Annotated in this window: 20 protein-coding genes and 1 pseudogene; 10 read left to right on the top strand and 11 right to left on the bottom strand. The window is 71.7% G+C overall.

Annotated elements, in window-relative coordinates:
• Positions 1-14: 14 nt before the first annotated feature.
• From ACFW6B_RS39770 to ACFW6B_RS39760, 3 genes are all read right to left on the bottom strand, one after another.
• Complete coding sequence (locus ACFW6B_RS39770; RefSeq protein ID WP_386604578.1) at positions 15-329, bottom strand: thioredoxin family protein; 315 nt, start codon at positions 327-329, stop codon at positions 15-17.
• A 14-nt stretch (positions 330-343) separates the two neighbouring features.
• Entirely contained in the window at positions 344-772 is a 429-nt protein-coding gene (locus ACFW6B_RS39765) for a MerR family transcriptional regulator (RefSeq protein ID WP_386604566.1), read from the bottom strand.
• A 66-nt stretch (positions 773-838) separates the two neighbouring features.
• Positions 839-1,360, bottom strand: coding sequence for an Lrp/AsnC family transcriptional regulator (locus ACFW6B_RS39760; RefSeq protein WP_386604564.1), 522 nt, complete (start codon positions 1,358-1,360; stop codon positions 839-841).
• Between the two features lie 144 nt (positions 1,361-1,504).
• On the opposite strand from ACFW6B_RS39760, the gene ACFW6B_RS39755 reads away from it, so the two are divergent.
• Both ACFW6B_RS39755 and ACFW6B_RS39750 read left to right on the top strand, forming a co-directional pair.
• The gene (locus ACFW6B_RS39755) at positions 1,505-2,407 is read left to right on the top strand and encodes an NAD-dependent epimerase/dehydratase family protein (protein ID WP_386604562.1); all 903 of its coding nucleotides are present in this window, start codon (positions 1,505-1,507) and stop codon (positions 2,405-2,407) included.
• Between the two features lies 1 nt (position 2,408).
• Positions 2,409-3,317, top strand: a complete 909-nt coding sequence (locus ACFW6B_RS39750) for an aldo/keto reductase (protein WP_386604560.1) — start codon at positions 2,409-2,411, stop codon at positions 3,315-3,317.
• Here ACFW6B_RS39750 and ACFW6B_RS39745 read toward each other — a convergent pair.
• A complete protein-coding gene (locus tag ACFW6B_RS39745) occupies positions 3,307-4,071 on the bottom strand; it encodes a DUF2127 domain-containing protein (protein ID WP_386604558.1) in 765 nt (254 codons plus the stop codon). The genes ACFW6B_RS39750 and ACFW6B_RS39745 overlap by 11 nt on opposite strands.
• Positions 4,072-4,560: 489 nt before the next feature.
• Positions 4,561-6,216, bottom strand: a pseudogene (locus ACFW6B_RS39740) (MFS transporter); the annotation flags it as partial.
• Positions 6,217-6,391: 175 nt separating this feature from the next.
• On the opposite strand from ACFW6B_RS39740, the gene ACFW6B_RS39735 reads away from it, so the two are divergent.
• Positions 6,392-7,009 (top strand): TetR/AcrR family transcriptional regulator, encoded by a 618-nt coding sequence (locus ACFW6B_RS39735; protein WP_386604556.1) that lies wholly within the window; start codon positions 6,392-6,394, stop codon positions 7,007-7,009.
• Positions 7,010-7,169: 160 nt separating this feature from the next.
• Here ACFW6B_RS39735 and ACFW6B_RS39730 read toward each other — a convergent pair whose 3' ends face one another.
• Positions 7,170-8,588 (bottom strand): cation:dicarboxylate symporter family transporter, encoded by a 1,419-nt coding sequence (locus tag ACFW6B_RS39730; RefSeq protein ID WP_386604576.1) that lies wholly within the window; start codon positions 8,586-8,588, stop codon positions 7,170-7,172.
• A gap of 400 nt (positions 8,589-8,988) precedes the next feature.
• Here ACFW6B_RS39730 and ACFW6B_RS39725 point away from each other — a divergent pair, with 400 nt between their 5' ends.
• The 3 genes from ACFW6B_RS39725 (at position 8,989) to ACFW6B_RS39715 (ending at position 12,456) form a co-directional block, all read left to right on the top strand.
• Positions 8,989-10,854 (top strand): ATP-binding protein, encoded by a 1,866-nt coding sequence (locus ACFW6B_RS39725; protein WP_386604554.1) that lies wholly within the window; start codon positions 8,989-8,991, stop codon positions 10,852-10,854.
• Positions 10,851-11,531 (top strand): response regulator, encoded by a 681-nt coding sequence (locus tag ACFW6B_RS39720; protein WP_386604552.1) that lies wholly within the window; start codon positions 10,851-10,853, stop codon positions 11,529-11,531. The genes ACFW6B_RS39725 and ACFW6B_RS39720 overlap by 4 nt, the downstream gene beginning before the upstream one ends.
• Positions 11,532-11,748: 217 nt before the next feature.
• On the top strand, positions 11,749-12,456 hold the full coding sequence (locus ACFW6B_RS39715; protein ID WP_386604550.1) for a helix-turn-helix domain-containing protein: 708 nt from the start codon (positions 11,749-11,751) through the stop codon (positions 12,454-12,456).
• A 116-nt stretch (positions 12,457-12,572) separates the two neighbouring features.
• Here ACFW6B_RS39715 and ACFW6B_RS39710 read toward each other — a convergent pair whose 3' ends face one another.
• On the bottom strand, positions 12,573-13,598 hold the full coding sequence (locus ACFW6B_RS39710) for an ATP-dependent 6-phosphofructokinase (RefSeq protein ID WP_386604548.1): 1,026 nt from the start codon (positions 13,596-13,598) through the stop codon (positions 12,573-12,575).
• Between the two features lie 276 nt (positions 13,599-13,874).
• Between ACFW6B_RS39710 and pta the strand changes: the two genes are divergently transcribed.
• The 3 genes from pta (at position 13,875) to pyk (ending at position 18,751) form a co-directional block, all read left to right on the top strand.
• Positions 13,875-15,965, top strand: a complete 2,091-nt coding sequence (gene pta / locus ACFW6B_RS39705; protein WP_386604546.1) for a phosphate acetyltransferase — start codon at positions 13,875-13,877, stop codon at positions 15,963-15,965.
• Complete coding sequence (locus ACFW6B_RS39700) at positions 15,962-17,224, top strand: acetate kinase (RefSeq protein ID WP_386604544.1); 1,263 nt, start codon at positions 15,962-15,964, stop codon at positions 17,222-17,224. The genes pta and ACFW6B_RS39700 overlap by 4 nt, the downstream gene beginning before the upstream one ends.
• Positions 17,225-17,320: 96 nt before the next feature.
• Positions 17,321-18,751 carry a pyruvate kinase gene (pyk, locus tag ACFW6B_RS39695; RefSeq protein ID WP_386604542.1) on the top strand — a complete coding sequence of 477 codons (1,431 nt, stop codon included), beginning with the start codon at positions 17,321-17,323 and terminating at the stop codon, positions 18,749-18,751.
• Positions 18,752-18,856: 105 nt separating this feature from the next.
• Here the strand turns inward: pyk and ACFW6B_RS39690 are convergent, their stop codons facing one another.
• The 4 genes from ACFW6B_RS39690 to ACFW6B_RS39675 form a co-directional block, all read right to left on the bottom strand.
• Entirely contained in the window at positions 18,857-20,206 is a 1,350-nt protein-coding gene (locus ACFW6B_RS39690; protein ID WP_386604540.1) for a hypothetical protein, read from the bottom strand.
• Complete coding sequence (locus ACFW6B_RS39685; RefSeq protein WP_386604538.1) at positions 20,196-20,771, bottom strand: DUF6114 domain-containing protein; 576 nt, start codon at positions 20,769-20,771, stop codon at positions 20,196-20,198. The genes ACFW6B_RS39690 and ACFW6B_RS39685 overlap by 11 nt, the downstream gene beginning before the upstream one ends.
• Positions 20,772-20,892: 121 nt before the next feature.
• Positions 20,893-21,528, bottom strand: a complete 636-nt coding sequence (locus ACFW6B_RS39680; protein WP_386604574.1) for a DUF6230 family protein — start codon at positions 21,526-21,528, stop codon at positions 20,893-20,895.
• A gap of 631 nt (positions 21,529-22,159) precedes the next feature.
• Entirely contained in the window at positions 22,160-23,134 is a 975-nt protein-coding gene (locus ACFW6B_RS39675; protein WP_386604536.1) for a tetratricopeptide repeat protein, read from the bottom strand.
• A 245-nt stretch (positions 23,135-23,379) separates the two neighbouring features.
• On the opposite strand from ACFW6B_RS39675, the gene ACFW6B_RS39670 reads away from it, so the two are divergent.
• The gene (locus ACFW6B_RS39670; RefSeq protein WP_386604534.1) at positions 23,380-24,009 is read left to right on the top strand and encodes a TetR/AcrR family transcriptional regulator C-terminal ligand-binding domain-containing protein; all 630 of its coding nucleotides are present in this window, start codon (positions 23,380-23,382) and stop codon (positions 24,007-24,009) included.
• The last annotated feature ends 107 nt before the right edge of the window (positions 24,010-24,116 follow it).

Genomic DNA, 24,116 nt, shown 5'->3' with positions numbered 1-24,116 from the left:
GTGCGCCGGACGGGTCAGAGCACGTCGGCCAGTTCCTGGAGGAGCCGCCGCTTGGGCCGGGCCCCCACCATCGACTTCACGGGCTCACCGTCGCGGAAGACCATGAACGTCGGCATCGAGAGCACGCCGTACGCCAGTGTCGTCTCCGGATTGGTGTCGACGTCGAGCTGGACCACCTTGAACCGGTCGCCCTCCTCGAAGGCCAGCTCGCTGAGCACGGGACCCATCTGCCGGCACGGCGGGCACCAGTCGGCCGTGAACTCCACCAGCACGGGCAGGTCCGAGCCGATCACCTCCGCCCCGAAGTCCGCGTCCGTCACCTCGGCCACGCCTGCCGCCCTGATCATCGCGTCCGCCCTCCCAGTTCACACACGGGTTCCGGACCACCCGGAACCTCCGCGTCGGCGGCCAGCGCGTCACGCGCCCGCTCCGCCCGCGCGAGCTGCTCGCCGACCTGCGCGCGCACCGACATCAGCTCGTCGACCAGCGCGTCGAGCTCGCCGAGCTTGCGGCGGTAGACGTCCAGGGACGCCGGGCACGAGTCGCCCTCGGGGTGCCCGGCCCGCAGGCACTCCACGAAGGGCCGCGTCTCCTCCAGGTCGAACCCGAAGTCCTGCAGCGTCCTGATCTGCCGCAGCAGCCGCAGATCGTGCTCGTCGTACGTGCGGTACCCGTTCTCGCCCCGCCGCGCGGGCAGCAGCCCCCGCGACTCGTAGTAGCGCAGGGTCCGCGTGGTCGTCCCGGCCCGTGCGGCCAGCTCGCCGATTCGCATGTCCCCGACGGTAGTCCTTGACGCCGACGTCAAGGCAAGGCTCCGCGGGGCACCCCGGCGGACGGGTCAGCGCGTGGTGCGCGGGAGCAGCGGCTTGCGGTCCACCGGGGACGACAGCACGATCGAGGTCGTCGTCCGCCCGAGCGCGGAGGTCTGTTCCAGGACGTCCTCCAGGTGCACGGTGTCCTCGACGGCGACCTTGAGGATCCAGCAGTCCTCGCCGACGACGTGGTGGACCTCGGTGACCTCGGGACGGGCGAGCAGTTCCAGCGTCCGGGGATGCTTCAGGGTGTAGCCGCCGTGCGGGTTGACGCGGATGAACGCCTGGATGCCGTAGCCGAGGCGGGCCGCCGACACCTGGGCGCCGTAGCCGGTGATCGCGCCCGTCGCCTCCAGCCGGCGCACCCGCTCCGCGACGGCGGCCGGGCTCAGCCGGACGCGCCGGCCCAGCTCGCTGAGTTTGATGCGGCCCTCGCCCTGGAGCAGTTCCAGGATCTGCCGGTCGAGCGCGTCGAAGCCCACCGGCGTTTCGCCGGAGACGGCGCGCGGATGCCGTGTTTCCTTCGGTGCGACAGCCGGATCTCCCACGTCTCCCCCTTCGAAGCCGCCCTCCGCGACGGGAGAATTATGACCACAGGCCGAAGCACCGTGAACTCCGGGCGAACGGTGGCGGCACGGGGAGCGGACGCACGGGTGCACGGGCACGGGTGCGGGGAATCGGGGGAGGACGGTATGCGGGAGATCTGCGTCATCGGCGGGAACCGGTATTTCGGAAAACGGCTCATAGCGCGGCTGATCGCGGCGGGGGACCGGGTCACCGTCGTCAACCGCGGCTCGTCCGCGCCGCCCGCCGGGACGGTCCACCTGATCGCCGACCGCGACGACGAGAAGTCCCTGGAGGAGGCGCTGGGGTCGCGGACCTTCGACGTCGTCGTGGACCAGGTCTGCTACACCCCGCGGCAGGCGGAGATCGCCCGCCGGGTCTTCGCGGGACGCACCCGCCGGTACGTGATGACGTCGACCGTCGAGGTGTACGAGTACGAGGACACGGCGGACCCGGTGGGCGAGGACGCCGTGGACCCCCGTACGGTCGCCGTCGACCCCGGACTCCCCTGGGACGACGCGGAGTTCCTGGACACGCACTACGGCGAGGGCAAGCGGCAGGCCGAGGCGGTGTTCGCGGCCGGTCCCGCCTTCCCGTACGTGGCCGTGCGCGTCGCCCATGTGCTGGGCGGGGACGACGACTTCACCGGACGGCTGGAGCACTACGCCGACCGGATCCGCACCGGCGGGGCGATCGCCGTGCCCGCCGTGAACCACCCGGCGACCTACATCCACGTCGAGGAGATCGCCGACTTCATGTTCTGGACGGTGGGCGAGGACTTCACAGGACCGGTCAACGCGGCCTCCCACGGGGCCCTGACCACAAGGGAGTTGTGCGAGGCGATCGGCGCGCGCCTCCCGGACGGCCGGACCGTCCTGGAGACCGTCGAGGTGGGCGAGGTCTCCCCCTTCTCCTTCCGCCGTTCCTACGGCATGGACAACTCCCGGGCCGCGCGGCTCGGTTTCCCCTTCGGCGACGCGCGGGCCTGGCTGCCGCGCGCCGTGGCCGAGACGCTCGGAGAGGACGACTGACATGCGGTACCGCACACTGGGCGGGCTCCGGGTGAGCGCGGTGGGGCTCGGCGCGATGCCGCTGTCCATCGAGGGGCGGCCGGACGAGGCGCGGGCCCTGGCGACGGTGCACGCGGCCCTCGACGCGGGTGTCACGCTCCTCGACACGGCGGACTCGTACCACCTGCCCGGCGACGGACCCGGCCACAACGAACGGCTCGTGGCCCGCGCCCTGGCGACGTACGGCGGTGACACCGCGGACGTCCTGGTGGCCACGAAGGGCGGCCGGGGCAGACCCGCCGACGGCAGCTGGACGGTCGACGGCGACCCGCGCCGCCTCAAGGCGGCGGCCGAGGCGTCCCTGAAGCGGCTGGGCCTGGAGGCGATCGGCCTCTACCAGCTGCACAAGCCCGATCCCGCCGTCCCGTTCGAGGACTCGGTCGGCGCCCTGCGCGATCTGCTCGACGCGGGCACGATCCGGCTGGCCGGCGTCTCCAACGCCGACTCCGGCCAGATCCGCAGGGCCCGCGCGATCCTCGGCGACCGGCTGGTCTCCGTCCAGAACCGGTACTCCCCCGCGGTGCGCGACAGCGACCCCGAGCTGCGCCTGTGCGCCGGGCTGGGGCTCGCCTTCATGCCCTGGAGCCCGCTGGGCGGCATCTCCCGCAGCTCCCTGGACGGCCCGTCCGACGGCACGGCGGCCGACGGTCCTCGGGAGCGCTTCGGGGCCTTCCACGAGGTCGCCCGGGAACACGGGGTCAGCCCTCAGCGGGTCGCCCTCGCCTGGCTGTCGGCGCTCGCTCCCACGGTGATCCCGGTCCCGGGCGCCAGCCGCCCGGAGACCGCCCGCGACTCCGCGGGGGCCGCGGACCTGGTGCTGGGTGCGGACGACCTGGCCCGCCTGGACGCGGCCGGCCGGGTCAGACCATGACCCCCGCGGACTCCTCCACCTCCAGCAGCGACGCGCTCCGCCGCTCCGCGTCGAACGCCCTGCGTCCGCCGCGCAGCCCGAACAGCCGCTTGGTGAGGGCGATGTAGAGGACGGCGAGGACGTTCAGGACCAGTGTCGTGATCTTCAGCCAGCTGATGTGCTCGGTGAGTTCGTAGACCTCCAGCGGGAGGAACGCGGCGGTGGCGACGACCGTCAGGTACTCCGCCCAGCGCTTGGCGTACCAGAGCCCGACCGCCTCGACGATCTCGATCACCGCGTACGCCACCAGCAGGGCCGCGACCAGCAGCAGCGTGGATTGCTTGTACCCGAAGGTCTTCTGGACGGTGCCGATCACGGGCGAGTGGTCGAGGTCGTAGTGGAAGTGCCGGAAGACCGGCCTGAGGACGTCGAGGTACTCCTCGAAGAGCCGGCGCACCGCGTCCTGGCTGTTGCTGAACTTCCACACGGCGGCCGCGACCAGCACGATGAACACCCCGCGCAGGGCCCGCTCGACCGCCAGGAAGCGCAGGACGAACAGGTCGCGGAGCACCTTGCCGCGCGGGACCAGGGGTGCCGCGGCGGCCGGTCCGGAGCCGTGCGGGGCGCCGAGCGCGAAGTCGCCGCAGCGCAGGCAGCGCCAGACCTCGCCGAGCGCGGTCTGGGCGTGCAGCCGCACCCGCAGGCGCGGGTCGTCCGGCGCGTAGGTCACGTGCCCCTTGCGCGCGCAGGTGCGCCGGTCCCAGTCGATCTTCATGCTCGGTTTCCTCCGCAGAACGTGCAGTGCAGTGCCGTGCCGGTCGGTCCGGCACGGCACTGCACGGTGGTGCATGCCCTACGGGACGGCGACCTGTGGGTTCACGGTTCCTACATGATCACCATCGCTTCCCTCGCCCCCGTCACCGGCCTCGGCTTCAACTTCGGCCTCGGCTTCAACTTCGGCCTCGGCTTCGGCTTCGGCTTCGGCTTCGGCTTCGGCTTCGGCTTCGGCTTCGGCTTCGGCTTCGGCTTCGGCTTCGGCTTCGGCTTCGGCCTGAGTCTCGCGCCCGCTCTCGGACAGGTCGTCCGACTCCGCCCCGGACCGCTCGTCCGGCTCGCGCTCGGCCCTGCCGTCACCCTCGGTCTCCGAGCCGGTCCCATCACCGGCCCCGGTCTCCGGCTCGGCCTCGGACCGGGCCCCGGTCCCGGGCCTGGGCTCGGGCGCGGTCCGGGTCTCGGGCGCGGTCCGGGTCTCGGGCGCGGTCCGGGTCTCGGGCTCGGGCTCGGTTCCGGGCTCAAGTGCGGGCGCAGCCTTGCGGGGCAGCAGTATCGCCACCAGTACCGTGCCCACGCCCAGGACCACCGCTCCGACCATGCTGGTGTGCGCCACCGCGTCCGCGAAGGACGAGCCGACCGCGTCCGCCATCTGCCGCGCTCCGTCGGCGAGCTGACCGGCCTGCGCCTTCAGCTGGGCCGCCTGTTCGGCGTCCGCGGAGTGCGCGGCCTGCTCGCCGAGCAGGCGGGCCTTGTCGCCGATGCCCTGGGCGACGGCGTACCCGGCGCCCACCGAGTCCTGGGCGGTGTCCAGGGCGTCCGCCGGGAGCTTGCTGTCCGCGGTCGCGTCGGCGAGGTGCGAGGAGTACGAACCCGCCAGCACCGAGCCGAGGATGGCGATGCCGAGCGAGCCGCCGAGTTCCAGCGAGGTGTCGTTGACCGCTCCGCCGACGCCGAGTTCGGCCTCGGGGAACGCGCCCATGATGGCGTCCGTGCAGGGCGAGAGCGCCAGGCCGATGGCGAGGCCGAGCATCACGAGGGGCAGGACGAGGTCGCCGTACGCCGAGGAGGCGTCCACCCGGGTGAGCAGGGCGAGGGCCGCGGTGCCGCCGACCATGCCCGCGGTGACCGTGAACTTCATGCCGATGCGCGGAGTGAGGTATCCGGTGAGCGCCGAGCCCACGAAGACGGCGCCGGCGAGCGGCAGCATCCGTACGCCGGTGTCCAGGGCGTCGTAGCCGAGGACGAACTGGAGGTGCTGGGTGAGGTAGTAGAAGGCGCCGAAGACGGCCAGGAAGAAGAGGGCGACCGCGAGGTTCGAGCCGGCGAAGCGGCGGTTCCCGAAGCGCCGTACGTCGAGGACCGGGCGCGGGTGGCGCAGTTCCCACAGCACGAAGAGGAGCAGTCCGGCCCCGGCGAGCACGGCGGCGGTCACGGCCTTGACGCCCCACCCGAAGTGCGGCCCCTCGATGATCATGTAGACGAGCGCGCCGATCCAGACGACGGAGAGCAGCCCGCCGACGTAGTCGATGCGGTTGTGGTGCGCGGCCCTGGACGGCGGCACGAGGACCAGGGCACCGACGATGGCGAGCACGGTGACGGGCACGTTGATCAGGAACGTGGACGACCAGCCGTGGTCCTCCAGCAGGGCGCCCGCGACCAGCGGACCGGCGGCGATGGCGAGGCCGGCGGTGGCGGTCCACAGGACGATCGCCTTGGCCCGCTCGGCGCGCGGGAAGGTCGCGGCGAGCAGGGAGAGCGTGGCGGGCATGATCAGCGCGGCGCCGACGCCCATGACGGCGCGGGCCGCGATGACCCCGGTGGAGCTGTCGACGAGCGAGCCGGCGATCGCGCCGCCGCCGAAGACGACGAGCCCGAGGACGAGCGCGCCACGACGGCTGTACTTGTCCCCGATCGCGCCCAGCAGCAGCATCAGGGCGGCGTACGGGACGGTGTAGCCGTCGATGACCCACTGCAGGTCGGCGCTGGACATGCCGAGGTCCCGGGTCATGTCGGGCGCCGCCACCGTGAGGGCGGTGTTCGCCATCACGATGATCAGCAGGCTCAGGCAGAGCACCAGCAGCGCCCACCACCGCCTGGCGTAGGGCCGGTCCATCCTCTCGACCGGTTCGTTCATGACGAGACGCATGGCTACGGTCGCCCTTCCTTCGTCGACGGGCACGGAGGTCCTCCGCGCCAGGACTTGCACAGTGGAGTGCAAATGCACAACGCTGTGCAAGATACGAGATTGCACAGTGCTGTGCAAATGAAGGAGGTGGAGGCCTGTGACCGCAGGAGGGGAAACCGCCCGGAGGGCGGGCAGAATGGCTGTCATGACCACGGGTAACCCGAGCCGCGCCGATGTGAACCGCCGCCGCATCCTGGACGTCGCACTCGCCGAACTGCTGCGTGACCCCGACGCGTCCATGGACCAGATCGCGCGGGCGGCCGGTGTCGTACGGCGCACGGTCTACGGGCATTTCCCCAGCCGCGAGGCGCTGGTCGGCACCCTGACCGACGAGGCCCTGGCGGCGGTCGCGGCGGCACACGCGGCGGGCCGGGAGGGGGTCGCGGACCCGGCCGAGTCGGTGGCCCGCTCGACCCTGGCCGTCTGGGAGATCGCCGACCGCTACCGGCTGCTGGTCGCCCTCGCCCAGCGCAGCGTCACCATGCAGGGCATCCGCGAGCGTCTGACGCCGGTCCGCGAGGCCAGCACGGAGGTCCTCCGGCGCGGCCTGGAACAGGGCGTGTTCGCCTCGCCGCTGCCCCCGTACGCGCTGGCGTACGTGCACGAGCAGACGCTGTTCGCCCTCATGGAGGCGGTGAACGACGGCCTCCTGGCGGCGGAGGAGGCGGGCGGCTCCGCCGCGGTCACCATGCTGACCGCGGCGGGCGTGCCCGCCTCACGCGCCACCGAACTGGTGGCGGGGCTGAGCGACTGAGAACGACCGGGTCCCCGGGGCGGTCAGGGCCCCGGGACCCGGTCGTTCCCAGCCGTGCGCCGGGCGGCCGGGCCCGTGGGGGGATGCCCTGCCGCCCGGTGTCCCGGGACCTGCCGGCCGGGGAGCGCCGGACAGGCTCCGGGAGTTCCCCGGACACGCCCTACACCGCGACCGGCGCCTTCTCTCCGCCCTGCTCCGGCACGTCCGTGTGGCCGTCGGCGGGGGCGGCTCCGTCGTCCAGCAGGGTCTTCTCGTCGAAGGGGATCTCTCCGGCCAGGACCCGGGACACCCGCTCCCTGTCGATCTCCTTCGTCCAGGTCCCGATCAGGACGGTGGCCACCGCGTTGCCGGCGAAGTTCGTGAGCGCGCGGGCCTCGCTCATGAAGCGGTCGATGCCAACGACGAGGCCCACGCCGTCCACCAGGCCCGGCTTGTGCGACTGGAGGCCGCCGGCCAGCGTGGCGAGGCCCGCCCCGCTGACGCCCGCCGCGCCCTTGGAGGCGACGAGGAGGAAGAGCAGGAGCGGGATCTGCTCGCCGACCGCCATCGGCGTGCCCATCGCGTCGGCGATGTAGAGCGAGGCCATGGTCATGTAGATCATCGTGCCGTCGAGGTTGAAGGAGTAGCCGGTCGGGACGGTGATGCCGACCACCGGCTTGCCGACGCCCAGGTGCTCCATCTTCGCGATGAGCCGCGGCAGGGCGGACTCGGAGGACGAGGTGGACAGGATCAGCAGGAACTCCCGGCCCAGGTACTTGAAGAGCGTGAGGATGTTCAGGCCCGTCACCACGCGCAGCAGCGCCCCGAGCACGACGAAGACGAACAGGAAGCAGGTGACGTAGAAACCGAGCATCAGCACGGCGAGGCTCTTGAGCGCGTCCAGGCCCGCGGAACCGGTGACGGCGGCGATGGCGCCGAAGGCACCGAGCGGGGCCGCCCACATGACCATGGCGAGGACGCGGAACACGAGCCGCTGGATGTGCTCGACCCCGCGCAGGACCGGCTGCCCGGCCGGCCCCATGGCCTGGAGGGCGAACCCGGTCAGCAGCGCGACGAGCAGGGTCTGCAGGACCTGGCCCTCGGTGAACGCCGAGACCATCGTGGTGGGGATGATCGAGAGCACGAAGTCGACCGGAGGCAGCGCCTCCGCCGACACCTGGCCCTGGCCCGCCTCCTTGACCGCGTCGGTCATCGCCAGGCCGCTGCCCGGCTCCAGGACGTTGCCGACGACCAGGCCGATGGCGAGCGCGACCAGCGACATGACCAGGAAGTAGCCGAGCGCGATGCCGCCGACGGCGCCGACCTTGGCGGCCTTGCGGACCGAGCCGATGCCCAGCACGATCGTGCAGAAGATGATCGGGGAGATCATCATCTTGATCAGGTTCACGAAGCCCGTACCGATGGGCTTGAGCTCGACGGCGAGGTCGGGGGCGATCAGGCCCACCGCGATGCCGAGGATCACGGCGCCGATCACGGCGATGTACAGGTAGTGCGTGCGGTCCCGTCTGGCGGCGGGTGCGGCAGGTGCGGTCTGCGGCGTGCTGGCCACGGCTGCCCTCCTTGACGACGTCGTCGGCATCATCCGGCGTGCGGCTCACGTCCGGCGGGAACCCGGCGTGCGGCTCACGTCCGGGGCGTCCGGGAGGCGTGGGCTCCCGGGGGATGAGGGGACTATCTCCCGGTGTGTGAGGGCGGTCACCCTTGCGTTCATTGAGTTCACGCACGCCCCCGGGACATCCGCCCCCGTCACGCGTCCCTGAGGCATCCACGTCGTCACACACGCCGGGGCATCCACGTCGTCACACACCCCGAGGCATCCACGTCGTCACACACCCCGGGCGCCGCCTCGGTCGCACCCCTGCGGCCCCCTTCGTCACACACCCCGGGGCGCCCGCGCCAGGGCGAGGCGTGACCATCGGGCCGACGGCCAGGACGCGCTGCCTGGGGCGCCCACGCCAGAGGAAGGCACACTGAACGGCATGCGTCTCCCCCGTGTCCCGCGACCCCGCAGCCTGGCCGGCCAGCTCTTCGGCATGCAGGCCGTGCTCATCGCGGTCCTCGTCGCCGGGTACGCGCTGTTCACCTACGTCAGCGACCGGAGCCAGGCCGAGGAGGCCGCGGGCCGTCAGGCGATGGCGGTCGCGCGCTCGGTCGCGGACTCCCCGTCCGTCCACGCGGCCATCGGCACGGCGAACCCCACCGGGGAGCTCCAGCCCTACTCCCTGCGCGTCCAGCGGGACACCGGCGTCGACTTCGTGACGATCATGGATCCCCGGGGCATCCGCTGGACGCACCCCGAGGAGAAGCAGATAGGCAGGCACTTCCTCGGGCACACCGCCCCGGCGCTCGCGGGCAGGTCCTTCACGGAGACGTACACGGGCAGCCTCGGCCCCTCCGTGCGCGCCGTCACCCCGATCCGTGAGGACGACGGGCGGACCATCGGCCTGGTCAGCGCGGGCATCAAGGTCGAGGCGATCACCGAACGCGTCCAGGAGCAGGTGGCGGCCCTGATCGGGGTCGCGGCGGGCGCGCTGCTGCTGGGCGCCGTCGGCACGTACGTCATCAACGCCCGGCTGCGGCGCTCCACCCACGGCATGAACGCGGCCGAGCTGAGCCGGATGCACGACTACCACCAGGCCGCGCTGCACGCCGTGCGCGAGGGGCTGCTGATGCTGGACGGGCGGTTCCGGGTGGCGCTGATGAACGACGGCGGGCGGGAACTGCTCGGCGTCACGGACGACGTGGTCGGCCGTTCGCCCGCCGACCTCGGGCTGCCCGCGCCGCTGACGGGCGCGCTGCTGTCGGCGGAGCCCCGCGTGGACGAGGTGCATCTGACGGACACCCGCGTGCTGGTCGTGAACACCTCCCCGGTGTCCGGCGGTGAGCGCCGCGGCACGGTGGTCACCCTGCGCGACGTGACCGAACTCCAGTCGCTGACGGGCGAACTGGACTCGGAGCGCGGCTTCACCCAGGCGCTGCGCTCGCAGGCGCACGAGGCGGCGAACCGGCTGCACACGGTGGTCTCCCTCATCGAACTGGGCCGTGCCGAGGAGGCCGTCGCCTTCGCCACCGCCGAACTGGAGCTGGCGCAGGCCCTCACCGACGAGGTGGTCTCCGCGGTCAGCGAACCGGTGCTCGCCGCGCTGCTGCTGGGCAAGGCGGCACAGGCCAACGAACGCGGGGTGGAGCTCGTGGTCTCCGAGGACAGCGGCATCGACGACGGCCTGCTCCCGGCCTCGCTCACCCCGCGCGACCTGGTCACCGTGCTCGGCAACCTGATCGACAACGCGACGGACGCGGCGCAGGGGACGGTGGGCGCCCGCGTCACGGTGACGGCGTTCACCGAGGAGTCGGCCCTGGTGCTGCGGGTCGCCGACACCGGCTCCGGGGTGGACCCGGCCCACGCCGAGCAGGTCTTCCAGCGCGGCTGGTCCACGAAGCCGGCGGGCCCCGGCGGCCGCGGTCTCGGCCTGGCCCTCGCCCGCCAGACGGTGAACCGGCACGCGGGCACGCTCGGGGTACGCGAAGGAGCCGACGGCGGCGCCGAGTTCGAGGTCCGCCTGCCCCTCCCCACCCGCCCCGCGAACCCGAGCCCGGCCCCGATCCCGGACCCGGAGCTCGCCCCGGCCCCGGACTCGGCTTCGGACCCGGCCTCCGCCCCGGCCCCGGACGGAACCCGGACCCTTGGGTCCGCCCCGCCCCGGATCCCGCACGCCGCACCCGCCCCGGCCCGGCCCCCCGGCGCCGGCCCCGCCCCGGTGCCGCGGATGCGGTCCTCCGCACCGTCCGAGCCGTCCACGCCGCCCACGGCATCCGCACCCGTCCCGCCCGGAGGCGACGCATGACGACCGGTCCGATCCGTGTGCTCGTCGTCGAGGACGACCCCGTGGCCGCCGACGCGCACGTGATGTACGTCGACCGGGTGCCCGGCTTCACGGCGGTCGGCAAGGTCCACACGGGTGCGCAGGCGCGCCACGTGCTGGACCGCACGCCCGTGGACCTGCTGCTGCTCGACCTGCACCTGCCGGACACGCACGGCCTCCGGCTCGCGCGCTCGCTGCGCGCCGCCGGCCATCGCGCCGACGTGATCGCGGTGACCTCCGCGCGGGACCTGGCGGTCGTGCGGGAGGGCGTGTCGCTCGGGGTCGTCCAGTACGTGCTGAAGCCGTTCACCTTCGCCACCCTGCGCGACCGGCTGGTCCGGTACGCGGAGTTCCGTGCGGCGGCCGGCGAGGCGAGCGGCCAGGCCGAGGTGGACCGCGCCCTGGCGGCCCTGCGGGCCCCCGGCCCGGCCGCACTGCCCAAGGGACTGAGCGCGCCGACCCTGGAACGCGTGACGGTCACCCTCAGGGACCACGCCGACGGCCTGACGGCGGCCAAGGCCGCCGAGGCCGTCGGCATCTCCCGGATCACCGCCCGGCGCTACCTGGAACACCTGGTGGAGGCGGGCCGGGCGGCACGCGCTCCGCAGTACGGGGCGGTCGGACGGCCGGAACTGCAGTACCGCTGGGTGAAGAGCTGACCGGCGCGGGAACCCGTGGCGGACCCGCCGAAGGCCCACCACGACTCCGTTGCCGGCCGGGCCATTTGACGGGACCGGCCTCCGCCCGTCCCGCGAGAGGGGGCGAACCGCCGCCACGGCACGGTGAATTCAGGACCACGGCCGGAACCGTATCTTCCTACAATCTGTAATTGTGGCCGAACAGACCGTAGTCACCACCGCTCCCGGCCCATAGCTTGTGCGCGTGCACCGACCGCAAGCCCAACAGCCCACCCCGCCCTTCAACGCCCCGGCCGCCCGAAGACTGCGGGCGGCGCTCGGAATGGGGCCCGAGCACGTCGCGTACGGCCTGAGAGCCTCGTACGGGCTGCCGTACGCCACACCCGACCTGGTCGTCGCCTGGGAGCGCGGCGACGTCGCGCCGAGCAGCCCCGAACTCACCGCCCTGGCAGGCGTGTTGTGGTGTTCACCGGATGAACTCATAGGCGCTCCGCGCACGTTGCGCGAACATCGCGTCGCCCGCGATCTCGCCCCGGAGGACGTGGCGCACGCCGTCGGGATCGCCCTCCTCGCCTACGAGCGGATGGAGGAGTCCGGCAACTGGCGTGGCAACGAACGGCAGTCGACCGCGCTCGCCAAGGTGCTCGACCTCTCGCTGCCCGACTTCATCACCGTGACGGGACGCGACGGCCGGCTCGCCGACCTGCTGCGCACCGCCGTGACGACGCGCTGGCAGAGCCAGGTGCGCGCGGTCGCCAAGGTGGTGCCGCTGGAGCGCGGCCTCCTGGAGGCCGCGCTGGCGGAGCTGCACACCGACTACCGGGGACGGATGGCGGCCGCGCGGAACTGGAGCGGCCGTGCGGCCGACGCCGGCGGGCCGGGACAGGACTTCCTGGACCGGGTCGTCGATCATTTCTGGACAGCCGTCCGCGCGAGCCGGTACTGAGGTCCCGGACCCGCGTGGAGACCACGGGCCCGGGCGGCGGCCGCGACCGGGTCCGTGGTCCGGCACCCTGCCGGACCACGGACCCCGCCCGCGGCTCGCTGTGACGAAAAGGCGGACTAGAAGACCGACTCCGCCTCGTCCATCCGGTCCTTCGGCACGGTCTTCAGCTCGTTGGTCGCGTCCGCGAGCGGCACCATCTCGATGTCCGTGCCGCGCAGCGCGGTCATCTTGCCGAAGTCGCCGCGGTGCGCGGCCTCGACGGCGTGCCAGCCGAAGCGGGTGGCGAGGACGCGGTCGTACGCGGTGGGCGTGCCGCCGCGCTGGACGTGGCCGAGGATGACCGGCTTGGCCTCCTTGCCGAGGCGGCGCTCCAGCTCGAACGCGAGGGCCGTGCCGATGCCCTGGAAGCGTTCGTGGCCGAACTGGTCGATCGCGCCCTTGCCGTAGTCCATGGTGCCCTCGGCGGGGTGGGCGCCCTCGGCGACGCAGATGACGGCGAACCGCTTGCCGCGCGCGAAGCGCTCCTCGACCATCGCGACCAGGTCGGCCGGGTCGAAGGGACGCTCGGGCAGGCAGATGCCGTGGGCGCCGGCCGCCATGCCGGACTCCAGTGCGATCCAGCCCGCGTGCCGGCCCATGACCTCGACGACCATCACGCGCTGGTGGGACTCGGCCGTCGTCTTCAGCCGGTCCATGGCCTCCGTGGCGACGCCGACGGCGGTGTCGAAGCCGAAGGTGCGGTCCGTCGCGGAGATGTCGTTGTCGATGGTCTTCGGCACGCCGACGACCGGCAGACCCGCGTCCGACAGCATCCGGGCCGCCGTGATCGTGCCCTCGCCGCCGATCGGGATGAGCGCGTCGATACCGAACTCGCGGGCCATGTCCTGGGCGTTCTCGCAGGCCTCGCGGAGCCGGTCGCGCTGCAGCCGGGAGGAGCCGAGGATGGTGCCGCCGCGGGCGAGGATGCCGCTGACGGCGTTGAGGTCGAGGCTGCGGTAGTGGCCGTCGAGGAGTCCGGCGTAGCCGTCCTCGAAGCCGATGACCTCGTCCCCGAAGTTGGTGACCGCTCGGTGCACGACCGACCGGATCACTGCGTTCAGGCCAGGGCAGTCGCCGCCTGCGGTGAGAACTCCGATACGCATCGTGCTGTGTCTCCTGCTCCCTCGGATTCGTGTGAGCCGCTTCGATTGTTTCACGGCCCGGGGCGGCCCGCCGATTCCACCCGGACGCCGCTCCCCGCCGACCGGCACACTCCCCGGGGCCGACCGGCACCCTCCTTTTGGGGCCGACCGGCACGCTCCCCTGGCGGGCGCCCTAGCCAGCCCCGGAGGTATTGTCAAGAGGGTTCTGCTCACGTCGGTGGGCCCTTTTCCCGAGCCCAGAAACCTGCCTGGCGACGAAACGGATGGAGAGCACGCGTGACGCGCAGCGTGTACGTGACCGGGATCGACCGAGGTGATGGCCGCCAGGTCGTCGAACTGGGGGTCATGGAGCTCCTGACCCGCGAGGTCGACCGGGTGGGGGTGTTCCGTCCGCTCGTGCACGAGGGACCCGACCGGCTCTTCGAGCTGCTGCGGGCCCGCTACCGGCTGACGCAGGATCCGGCGACGGTGTACGGCATGGACTACCGCGAGGCGGCCGCGCTCCAGGCCGAACGGGGCACCGACGAGCTGGTGTCCACGCTCGTCGACCGGTTCCACCTGGTCACCCGCGACTACGACGTCGTCCTCGTCCTCGGCACCGACTTCGCCGCCACCCAGCTCCCCGACGAACTGGCGCTCAACGCCCGCCTGGCGAACGAGTTCGCCGCCTCCGTGCTCCCCGTCGTCGGCGGCCGGGGCGAGAGCGCCGAGTCGGTGCGCGCCGAGACCCGCAACGCCTACCGCGCGTACGACGGTCTGGGATGCGACGTCCTCGCCATGGTGGTGAACCGGGTGGCCCCGCAGGACCGGGAACAGATCGCGGAGCGGCTCGAGTCCCGCCTGCCGGTGCCCTGTTACGTCCTTCCGGACGAGCCCGCGCTCTCCGCGCCCACGGTCGCGCAGATCACCCACGCGCTCGGCGGAAAGGTGCTCCTCGGCGACGACTCGGGGCTCGCCCGCGACGCGCTCGGCTTCGTCTTCGGCGGCGCGATGCTGCCGAACCTCCTGGCCGCCCTGACCCCGGGATGCCTCGTGGTCACCCCCGGGGACCGGGCCGACCTGGTGATCGGCTCGCTCGCCGCGCACAGCGCCGGCACCCCGCCCATAGCCGGCATCCTGCTCACCCTGGACGAGAGGCCCAGCACCGAGATCCTCACGCTCGCGTCCCGTCTCGCGCCCGGCACCCCGGTCGTCTCGGTGCCCGGGAACTCCTTCCCCACCGCGGAGGCGCTCTTCGCCCTGGAGGGCAAGCTGAACGCGGCCACGCCCCGCAAGGCGGAGACCGCGCTCGGCCTGTTCGAGCGGCACGTGGACACCGTCGACCTGCTGAAGCGGGTCTCCGCGCCCAGCAGCGACCGGCTCACCCCGATGATGTTCGAGCACCAGCTCCTGGAACAGGCGCGCTCCGACCTGCGGCGCGTCGTGCTGCCCGAGGGCACCGAGGAGCGCGTCCTGCAGGCCGCCGAGGTGCTGCTGCGCCGGGGCGTGTGCGACCTGACCCTGCTCGGCCCGGCCGACCAGATCCGCAAGAAGGCCGCCGACCTCGGCATCGACATCAGCGCCACCCAGATCATCGACCCTCAGACGTCCCCGCTGCGGGACTCCTTCGCCGAGAAGTACGCCGCACTGCGCGCCCACAAGGGGGTCACGGTCGAGCTGGCCTACGACGTCGTCGCGGACGTGAACTACTTCGGCACGCTCATGGTGCAGGAGGGCCTCGCCGACGGGATGGTGTCGGGGGCCGTGCACTCGACGGCGGCGACGATCCGGCCCGCGTTCGAGATCATCAAGACCAGGCCGGAGTCGAGGATCGTCTCGTCCGTCTTCTTCATGTGCCTGGCCGACAAGGTCCTGGTCTACGGAGACTGCGCGGTGAACCCCGACCCGAACGCCGAGCAGCTCTGCGACATCGCCGTCTCCTCGGCCGCCACCGCGCGGCAGTTCGGTGTCGAACCCCGGATCGCGATGCTCTCGTACTCCACGGGCACCTCGGGTTCGGGCGCCGACGTCGACAAGGTGCGCGAGGCGACCGAGCTGGTGCGCGCGCGCCGCGGCGACCTGCTCATCGAGGGACCGATCCAGTACGACGCCGCCGTCGAGCCGTCGGTCGCGGCGACCAAGCTGCCGGACTCGAAGGTCGCCGGGCAGGCGTCCGTGCTGATCTTCCCCGACCTCAACACCGGCAACAACACCTACAAGGCCGTGCAGCGCTCGGCCGGCGCGATCGCCGTCGGCCCGGTGCTCCAGGGTCTGCGCAAGCCCGTCAACGACCTGTCCCGCGGCGCGCTCGTCCAGGACATCGTCAACACGGTCGCCATCACGGCGATCCAGTCCCAGACCACCGACCAGAAGGCTGCCCGTCCGTGAGCGACCACCCGTCCCCCGAGGCCGCCGTGCCCGAGGAGCCCGTCTCCCCGTCGGCCGTACGGGTCCTCGTCCTCAACTCCGGCTCGTCGTCGGTGAAGTACCAGTTGCTCGACATGCGCGACGGCGCGCGGCTGGCCGTCGGCCTGGTGGAGCGCATCGGCGAGGGGACCTCCCTGCTGCGGCACACCGTGCGGACCACGGGCGAGACCCGTGAGAGGTCCGACTCGTTCCCCGACCACGAGGCCGCGCTGAAGGCGATGGGGGAGGAACTGGCGGTGGACGGGCTCGGCCTGGACTCCCCCGAACTGGCCGCCATCGGCCACCGGGTGGTGCACGGCGGCAGGACGTTCACCGAGCCGACGGTCATCGACGCGGCGGTCCTCGCGGAGATCGAGCGGCTGATCCCGGTCGCCCCGCTGCACAACCCGGCGAACCTCACCGGCATCCGCACCGCGATGGCCCTGCGCCCCGACCTCCCCCAGATCGCGGTCTTCGACACCGCGTTCCACACGACGATGCCGGAGGCCGCCGCGCGCTACGCGATCGACGTGGCGACCGCCGACGAGCACCGCATCCGCCGGTACGGCTTCCACGGCAGCTCGCACGCCTACGTCTCCCGGACGACTGCCGGCCTCCTCGGCAAGGCGCCCGAGGAGGTCAACGTCATCGTGCTGCACCTGGGCAACGGGGCTTCGGCGTCCGCGGTCAGGGGCGGGCGGTGCGTGGACACGTCGATGGGGCTCACCCCCCTGGAGGGGCTGGTGATGGGAACCCGGTCGGGTGACGTGGACCCCGCCGTCATCTTCCATTTGGAGCGCGTCGGCGACATGTCCACGGACGAGATCGACACTCTTCTCAACAAGAAGAGCGGTCTTCTCGGACTGTGCGGCGACAACGACCTGCGGGAGATCGAGCGCCGGATCGGGGAAGGGGACGAGAAGGCGCGACTCGCCTTCGACATCTACATCCACCGGCTGAAGAAATACATCGGCGCCTACTACGCGGTCCTCGGCCGGGTGGACGCCGTCGCGTTCACGGCCGGGGTGGGAGAGAACTCCGACACGGTGCGCGAGGCCGCGATCAGGGGCCTGGAGGAACTGGGGCTCGCGGTCGACGGCGAACTGAACGCGGTGCGCGGCGGTGGGCCCCGGCTCATCTCACCGCCGTACGCGCGCGTCGCGGTGGCCGTCGTGCCGACGGACGAGGAACTGGAGATCGCCACACAGACGTACGCGCTGGCCGGAAGGGGAGGTGCCTGAGCGGGCCGGAAGGCCACGCCTGAGCACCCGCCCGCCCATTTGTATCTTCCGCCAGACGGAATATTCCGTTGCGAAACAAACCGATAGGATCGCCCCATGCGCCGTTCGAAAATCGTCTGTACTCTCGGCCCCGCGGTCGACTCCCACGAGAAGCTGGTCGAGCTGATCCAGGCCGGCATGAATGTGGCCCGCTTCAATTTCAGCCACGGTTCCCACTCCGAGCACCAGGGCCGCTACGACCGTGTCCGGTCCGCCTCGGCCGAGACCGGCATCGCCATCGGTGTCCTCGCCGACCTGCAGGGCCCCAAGATCCGCCTGGAGACCTTCGCCGAAGGCCCCGTCGAGCTGGAGCGTGGCGACGAGTTCGTCATCACGGCCGAGGACGTGCCGGGTGACAAGCACATCTGCGGCACGACCTACAAAGGTCTGCCCGGCGATGTCTCGCACGGCGACCAGATCCTCATCAACGACGGCAACGTCGAGCTGCGGGTCGTCGAGGTCGACGGCCCGCGGGTCAAGACGGTCGTCATCGAGGGCGGCGTGATCTCCGACCACAAGGGCATCAACCTGCCCGGCGCGGCCGTGAACGTGCCCGCGCTGTCGGAGAAGGACGTCGAGGACCTGCGCTTCGCGCTGCGGATGGGCTGCGACATGGTCGCCCTGTCCTTCGTGCGCGACGCCAACGACGTGAACGACGTCCACAAGGTGATGGACGAGGAGGGCCGCCGCGTCCCCGTCATCGCCAAGGTGGAGAAGCCGCAGGCGGTCGACAACATGGAGGGCGTCGTCGCCGCGTTCGACGCCGTCATGGTGGCCCGCGGCGACCTGGCCGTCGAGTACCCGCTGGAGCGGGTCCCGATGGTGCAGAAGCGCCTCGTGGAGCTGTGCCGCCGCAACGCCAAGCCGGTGATCGTGGCGACCCAGATGATGGAGTCGATGATCACCAACTCCCGTCCGACGCGCGCCGAGGCCTCCGACGTGGCCAACGCGATCCTGGACGGCGCGGACGCGGTCATGCTGTCGGCCGAGTCCAGCGTGGGCGCGTACCCGGTCGAGACCGTGAAGACGATGTCGAAGATCGTCGCCGCGGCCGAGGACGAGCTCCTGTCCAAGGGCCTGCAGCCGCTGGTCCCGGGCAAGAAGCCGCGCACGCAGGGCGGTTCGGTCGCCCGCGCCGCCTGCGAGATCGCCGACTTCCTCGGCGGCAAGGGCCTGGTGGCCTTCACCAAGTCCGGTGACACCGCCCGCCGCCTGTCGCGCTACCGCGCCGCCCAGCCGATCCTGGCCTTCACCACGGACGAGCACACCCGCAACCAGCTGACGCTGAGCTGGGGCGTCGAGTCGCACGTCGTTCCGTTCGTGAACAGCACCGACGAGATGGTCGAGCTGGTCGACCAGGAGCTGCAGAAGCTCAAGCGGTTCAACGGGGGCGACGTCGTCGTGATCACCGCCGGTTCGCCCCCCGGCGTCGCCGGCACCACCAACATGGTCCGGGTGCACCACCTGGGCGAGGGCAACCACGCCTGATCCCGCCGCCGCACAGACGCCGAGGGCGCCCCCTGCGAACAGGGGGCGCCCTCGGCGTCTGTGCGGCTCCCGGACGGGTTCCGGACGGCTCGGCCGGTGGACGGCTCAGCCGGTTATGTACTGGTGGAGTCCGGGGATGTGCAGGGTCCCGCCGAACTGGCCGGCCTGAACGACCTTCACCTTGGTGAAGTAGATCAGCGGGATGTTCAGCGGCGGAGGGTTCTCCGGGTCGAACGTGACCGGGATGAGCCCGAGCAGGTTCCCGGAGATGCTCTCCGTGTACATGATCGTCTTGCCGTCACGGATGGTGGACGTCGAACCGGCCTCGGCCTGCACGTGGTAGGTCTTGCCGGTCTGCTTGTCCTTCACCGTCTGGTGCAGGTCGCCTATGTCGGTGCCGTCGGATATGACGTACTTCAGGACCTTCTTGACGGTCCCGTCGGAGGTCTTCACCTTGACTATGCCCTGGTAGTCGGCGCCCTTGAGCAGCAGCGAGCTGGCGTCGAGGTACCACGGCTCGGTCGGCAGGGCGACCGGGTTGTCCACGCCGCCCTCCTCGTCGGTGGCGGCCGGGCAGTCCTCGGCGTCCGTGGTGGCGCTCGCGGACGGGCTCGGCGAGCCGGTGGCCGCCGCGGGCGTCTCCTCGGCCTTCTCGGTGGCGTCCTCGGCGGCCTTCGACGCCTCGTCCGTGACCGCCTTCGCGGTGTCGTCGTCCGTCTCGGTGACCTTGTCGGTCGTGTCCTTGACGGTCTCCGCGGTGTTCTCGTCCTCCGGGGCGTCCGTGCCGTCCGACGTCTTCGTGCCGGCGCTCGCGCTCGCCGAGGCGGACGGCGCCGGGGTGGAGCTCGCCGTCTCGTCGGGGGTGAGGATGTCCTTGATGGCGTCGCCGACGCCCAGCGGGTCGAGCGGGTTCGTGCTGCTCTCGGACGCCGAGGGGGCCGGCGTGGACGCGCTGTCGTCCGCCGGCTTGTCCGCCGCCTTGTCCGCCGTCTTGCTCTGCGCGCTCGCGGAGGCCGACGGGGACGCGGTGGGCTCGGCCTCGTCGTCGGAACCTGAATCCGACGAAGGGGCCGTGTCCTTGTCCGTGGGCTCCGAGGAACCGGAGTCCGAGGACGCGGAGGGGGTCGGCGTGGCCGGGGCGGAGGAGGACGCGCTCGCCGAGGCGGAGGGCGACGCCGTGTCCGACGCCTCCTCGCCGGTGACGGCCTCGACGCACGCCTGGTACTCCTCGGCCGTGAGGCTCTTGGAGGTGGGCTGGTCGTCGGCCTGCGCGAGCGTCGGGGTGAAGCCCATGCCCATGAGGACCGCCGTCGGCATCGCCGCTATGGCTATCGCCTTGCCGGCGGGCATCTGGAGCCTGGTGAGCAGCGGCTTCCTCGGGGCCGCGTGACGCGGCCCGGTTCTCACGCGGGACCCATCCGCGTCAGTCCCGCGGGTCACCTCGTCAGCCGGCACTGTGCCTCCCGTTCGCCCCGTTGTCCGGGCTCGTTCCTGACAGATCGTTCGGGTCGCCCGCGCCGTCCGCCGCCTCGTGCCCGACGGGCTCGGCGGCCGGGGCGTCCGGCGTGTCCTGCTTGCCGAGGGAGCTCGACGTGGCGTAGGTCTCCTCGGGCTCGCCGGGAACCCAGGAGACCGCCATGGCGCCACCGAGCAGGGCGAACAGGAAACCGATCAGGAAGCCGCCCAGGTTGGCCACCGGGATGGACACCAGGGCGAGGAGGATCGCGGCGACGCCCGCGAACGTCCGCACGTGCTTCTGGAACCAGAGGCTGATCCCGAGCACGACGAGGAGTACACCGATGATCAGGGACCCGGCACCGGCCGTGGTGGACATCGCCAGCGTCAGATGACCGAGCTGAAGGTGCGCGTACGGGAAGTAGGCGATGGGGAAGCCGCCGAACACGATGTACAGACCGGCCCAGAACGGGCGGTCGCTCCTCCAGTTACGGAAGTGCCGCCGGAACACCTGGAGGTAGTGCTCATCGTTCTGGCCGGGCGCGGCAGGAGTCTCGGCGCTCATGGAAACAGCTCCCTGGAACGGCATTGCTGTGAGAAGTACGCGTTGGGTGCTCCGCGTACGACGGGCGGAGCGGGCGGGGCGGGCGAAGCGGCCTGGGCCACGACGCCCGCCCCCAGGGTGCTTAGTAGCACTCCTTGACGCCGGCCTTGACCGACATCTTCAGACCGCTGAGCTTGAACGTGCCGGCGGTGGTCGCCCACGCCGTCTGCTTCACGTCGGTCAGCGTGGCCGACTCGGCCTGCTGGGCGAAGCCGAAGGGGTTGGCCTGCTCGCCGCCGCCCTTCATGCCCGGACCCTTGTTGGCGTCCTTGGCCGCGACGCCGATGTCGATGTTCTTGAACGTCGCGTCGGCGCCGAGGTCCTCGACGTCGATGTAGAGGTTGTCGGCGTGAACCGGCGTACCGCCGCCACCGGCCTTCAGCACGAGGCTGACGGAACCGAGCACCGGGACGTTCGGGGTGACGACCGACTGGCACATGCCGGTGATGTCGGCGCTCTTGAACGCGGACACCGCGACGGGGTGCAGAGCCGACTTGCCGTCGAGGCCCGTGCCCTGGTCAAGGGCTCCGTACTGGGAGAAGCCAGTTCCCTCGAGCTTGTCCGCGGTCACCTTGAAGGACTGACCGGAGACACTGAACGATGCGGCGAGAGCACCCTGCGCGAGGGCGACACCTATCGCTGCCGTGGCTGCCACGCTGGGCACCATGACGACGGCGAACCGCTTCCATCTGGTCCCGCCACGCACCTGGGACATAATTTTTCCTCCTTCTCGGACGTACATCTCCTGGCCCTGACTGCCACGTTGCGGCGGCTCAGCCGGGCAGGGATGGGAGAAGTGCTACGTCCTCGGGAAGGAGAGCGCCTGTACCCGAAGGTGCGACTGCACCCGAATCACCGGCGATCACCCCCGAGCGACAACCACTGGTCGCGCCTGAACACATCACGCACAACCTGCTGGACAGGCTCCACCGGACGGCGAAGACCCCCCTGCCCAAGAACCGATCGCACCGCTGTCGGTCCTGCTCGGTGGGGACCCAGAAAGTCCGCGGGCCCGATTGGCTGTCGGGGTGCGGGAATGGACCGAGCGTCGCCGATCGTGGTGCATTCTCGCCGCGTGCACAAGGGGGTTCGTTACTCGCTAGTAACGGCGGGATAACCGAAGAACGGCCCGTCGGCATCGGGCGGCGACTCAGGGTGGCTCAACCAGGGGTGACACAGTGGTCAAATTCCGGACGGAATCAGACAGTTCAGCGCCACCGGTTTACTACGAGTAACAGCGGCCGCGTTTACCAAGTTTTGGTAAAGCGCGGCCACATGCGTCTCATTCGGCCGATCTTCCACCCGGGCATCAGGAGCCCCTGAGCCCGGGCGTTCAGGGACCGGTCGGATCAGAACAGCGCCCTGGCAAGGGCCCTGCGCGCCGCGACCACACGGGGGTCGTCGGCGCCGACGACCTCGAAGAGCTCCAGCAGCCGCAGGCGTACCGCGTCCCGGTCGTCCCCCGCCGTGCGCCGCACGGTGTCGATGAGCCGCCCGAAGGCGTCCTCCACGTGACCGCCGACGAGGTCCAGGTCGGCCCCCGCGATCTGCGCCGCCGCGTCGGAGGGCTTCTCCGCGGCGTCCCGGCGCACCCGCTGCGGGTCGAGGCCCTGCACCCGCTGGAGCAACTCGGCCTGGGCCAGGCCCAGTTTGGCCTCCGTGTTGCCCGGGTCGTCGACCAGTACGTTCTTGTACGCCTGGACGGCACCGCCGAAGTCGCCCGCGTCCAGGGCCTGTACGGCGGCCTCGAGGAGCGCGTCGTACGGTCCCGCCGGCACCTCCTGCGCCGCGGGAGAGCCGCCCGGAGCGGCGCTCGCGTCGACCGTCAGACCGGTCAGGCCGAAGCGCTGCTCGGCCACCTGGACGAGCTGGTCGAGGGTCCCGCGGATCTGCGCCTCGGCGGCGGCCCCCTGGAAGAGCGGCAGGGCCTGTCCGGCCACCACCGCGAAAACGGCCGGAATCCCCTGGACCCCGAACTGCTGCATCAGCATCTGGTTGGCGTCGACGTCGATCTTGGCGAGCACGAAGCGCCCGTCGTACTCGACGGCCAGCCGCTCCAGGAGCGGGCTGAGCTGCTTGCAGGGCTCGCACCACTCGGCCCAGAAGTCGATGACGACGGGCACTTCGGTGGAGCGCTGCAGGACGTCCTGCTCGAATCGGGCCTCGTCTACGTCGATGACGAGGCTCGCGGGAGTCACGGCCCCGCCTCCGCCCTGCCTGGCCGCTTCGGCGCGTGCCTGCTCCGCCTTCGCCTTGGCCTCCTGGGCCGCCTTCACCGCGGCGAGGTCGACGACTCCGCTCATGGACATGTTCCGTGGCTGCATGAGTACATCCTCCCCCTTCCTCGCGCACGTGTGAAAAACGCCGTGAAAGCCAGGCTGTGTCAGGCCTGTTCGGCGCCGGGTCCCCACCTGGCGCCCGTGCGGTTGTCGCCGCGGTCGAGCTTTCGCTACGAGTCGTAGCGTAACTGCACGGAGGCGTGCTCGCGCGCCGTCCGCCGGTGATCTCCCTCACGGCTCCACAGAACCGCCGGATATCGCCGGTGATGCGGCCGGATATGGTCACAGGCATGCAATGTCGCTCCCATGCCGCCCGTACGGGCCGCCCCCGCAGCGCCGCCGCGGACGCCGCGATCCTGGGGGCGACGCGCACGGCCCTGGTCGAACTGGGCTGGTCCAAACTGACGTTGGGGTACGTGGCGACCCTCGCGGGGGTCGCCAAGACGACCCTCTACCGCCGCTGGGCGGGCAAGAACGAACTGGTCGTCGACGCGGTGGCCGAGCTCTTCGACGAGCTGGAGCTTCCCGACCGGGGCAGTCTGGCCGCCGACATCGAGGGTGTGGTGCTCCAGTTCGCGGCGATCCTGGACCGCCCGGAGGCGAAGACGGCGCTGATGGCCGTGGTCGCGGAGTCCACCCGGGACGAACCGCTGCGGGAGCGCATCCGCACGTCCATCGTCGACCGGCAGAAGCGGCTCGTCGTGGAGGGCCGGGCCCGCGCCCAGGCGCGCGGTGAGCTTCCCCCGGAGCCGGATCCGGCCGCGGCCGACCGGACCGCCGGCCTGATCTTCGACGTGGTCGCCGGGGCGGTCGTCCATCGCACCCTGGTCAGCGCGGAGCCCGCGGACGAGGAGTGGGTGCGCTCGTTCACCCGGATCCTGCTCCTCGGCCTGACCGGAGCGGCGGCCTCCGGCGGATGACCAGGGCGCGGTCCGGGCCGGTGGGTGGGTCGGGGCCGTGCCGGTACATCCGCCCGTCGCCGTTGGACGGAGATGTGATCGTCGGTGGCGACGGGCATGTGATGTAC

The sequence above is a fragment of the Streptomyces sp. NPDC058751 genome, from assembly GCF_042746485.1.
Lineage (GTDB): Bacteria > Actinomycetota > Actinomycetes > Streptomycetales > Streptomycetaceae > Streptomyces.
Note: the sequence above shows the minus strand (reverse complement) of the source record. Positions and strands in the feature narration are given on the sequence as shown.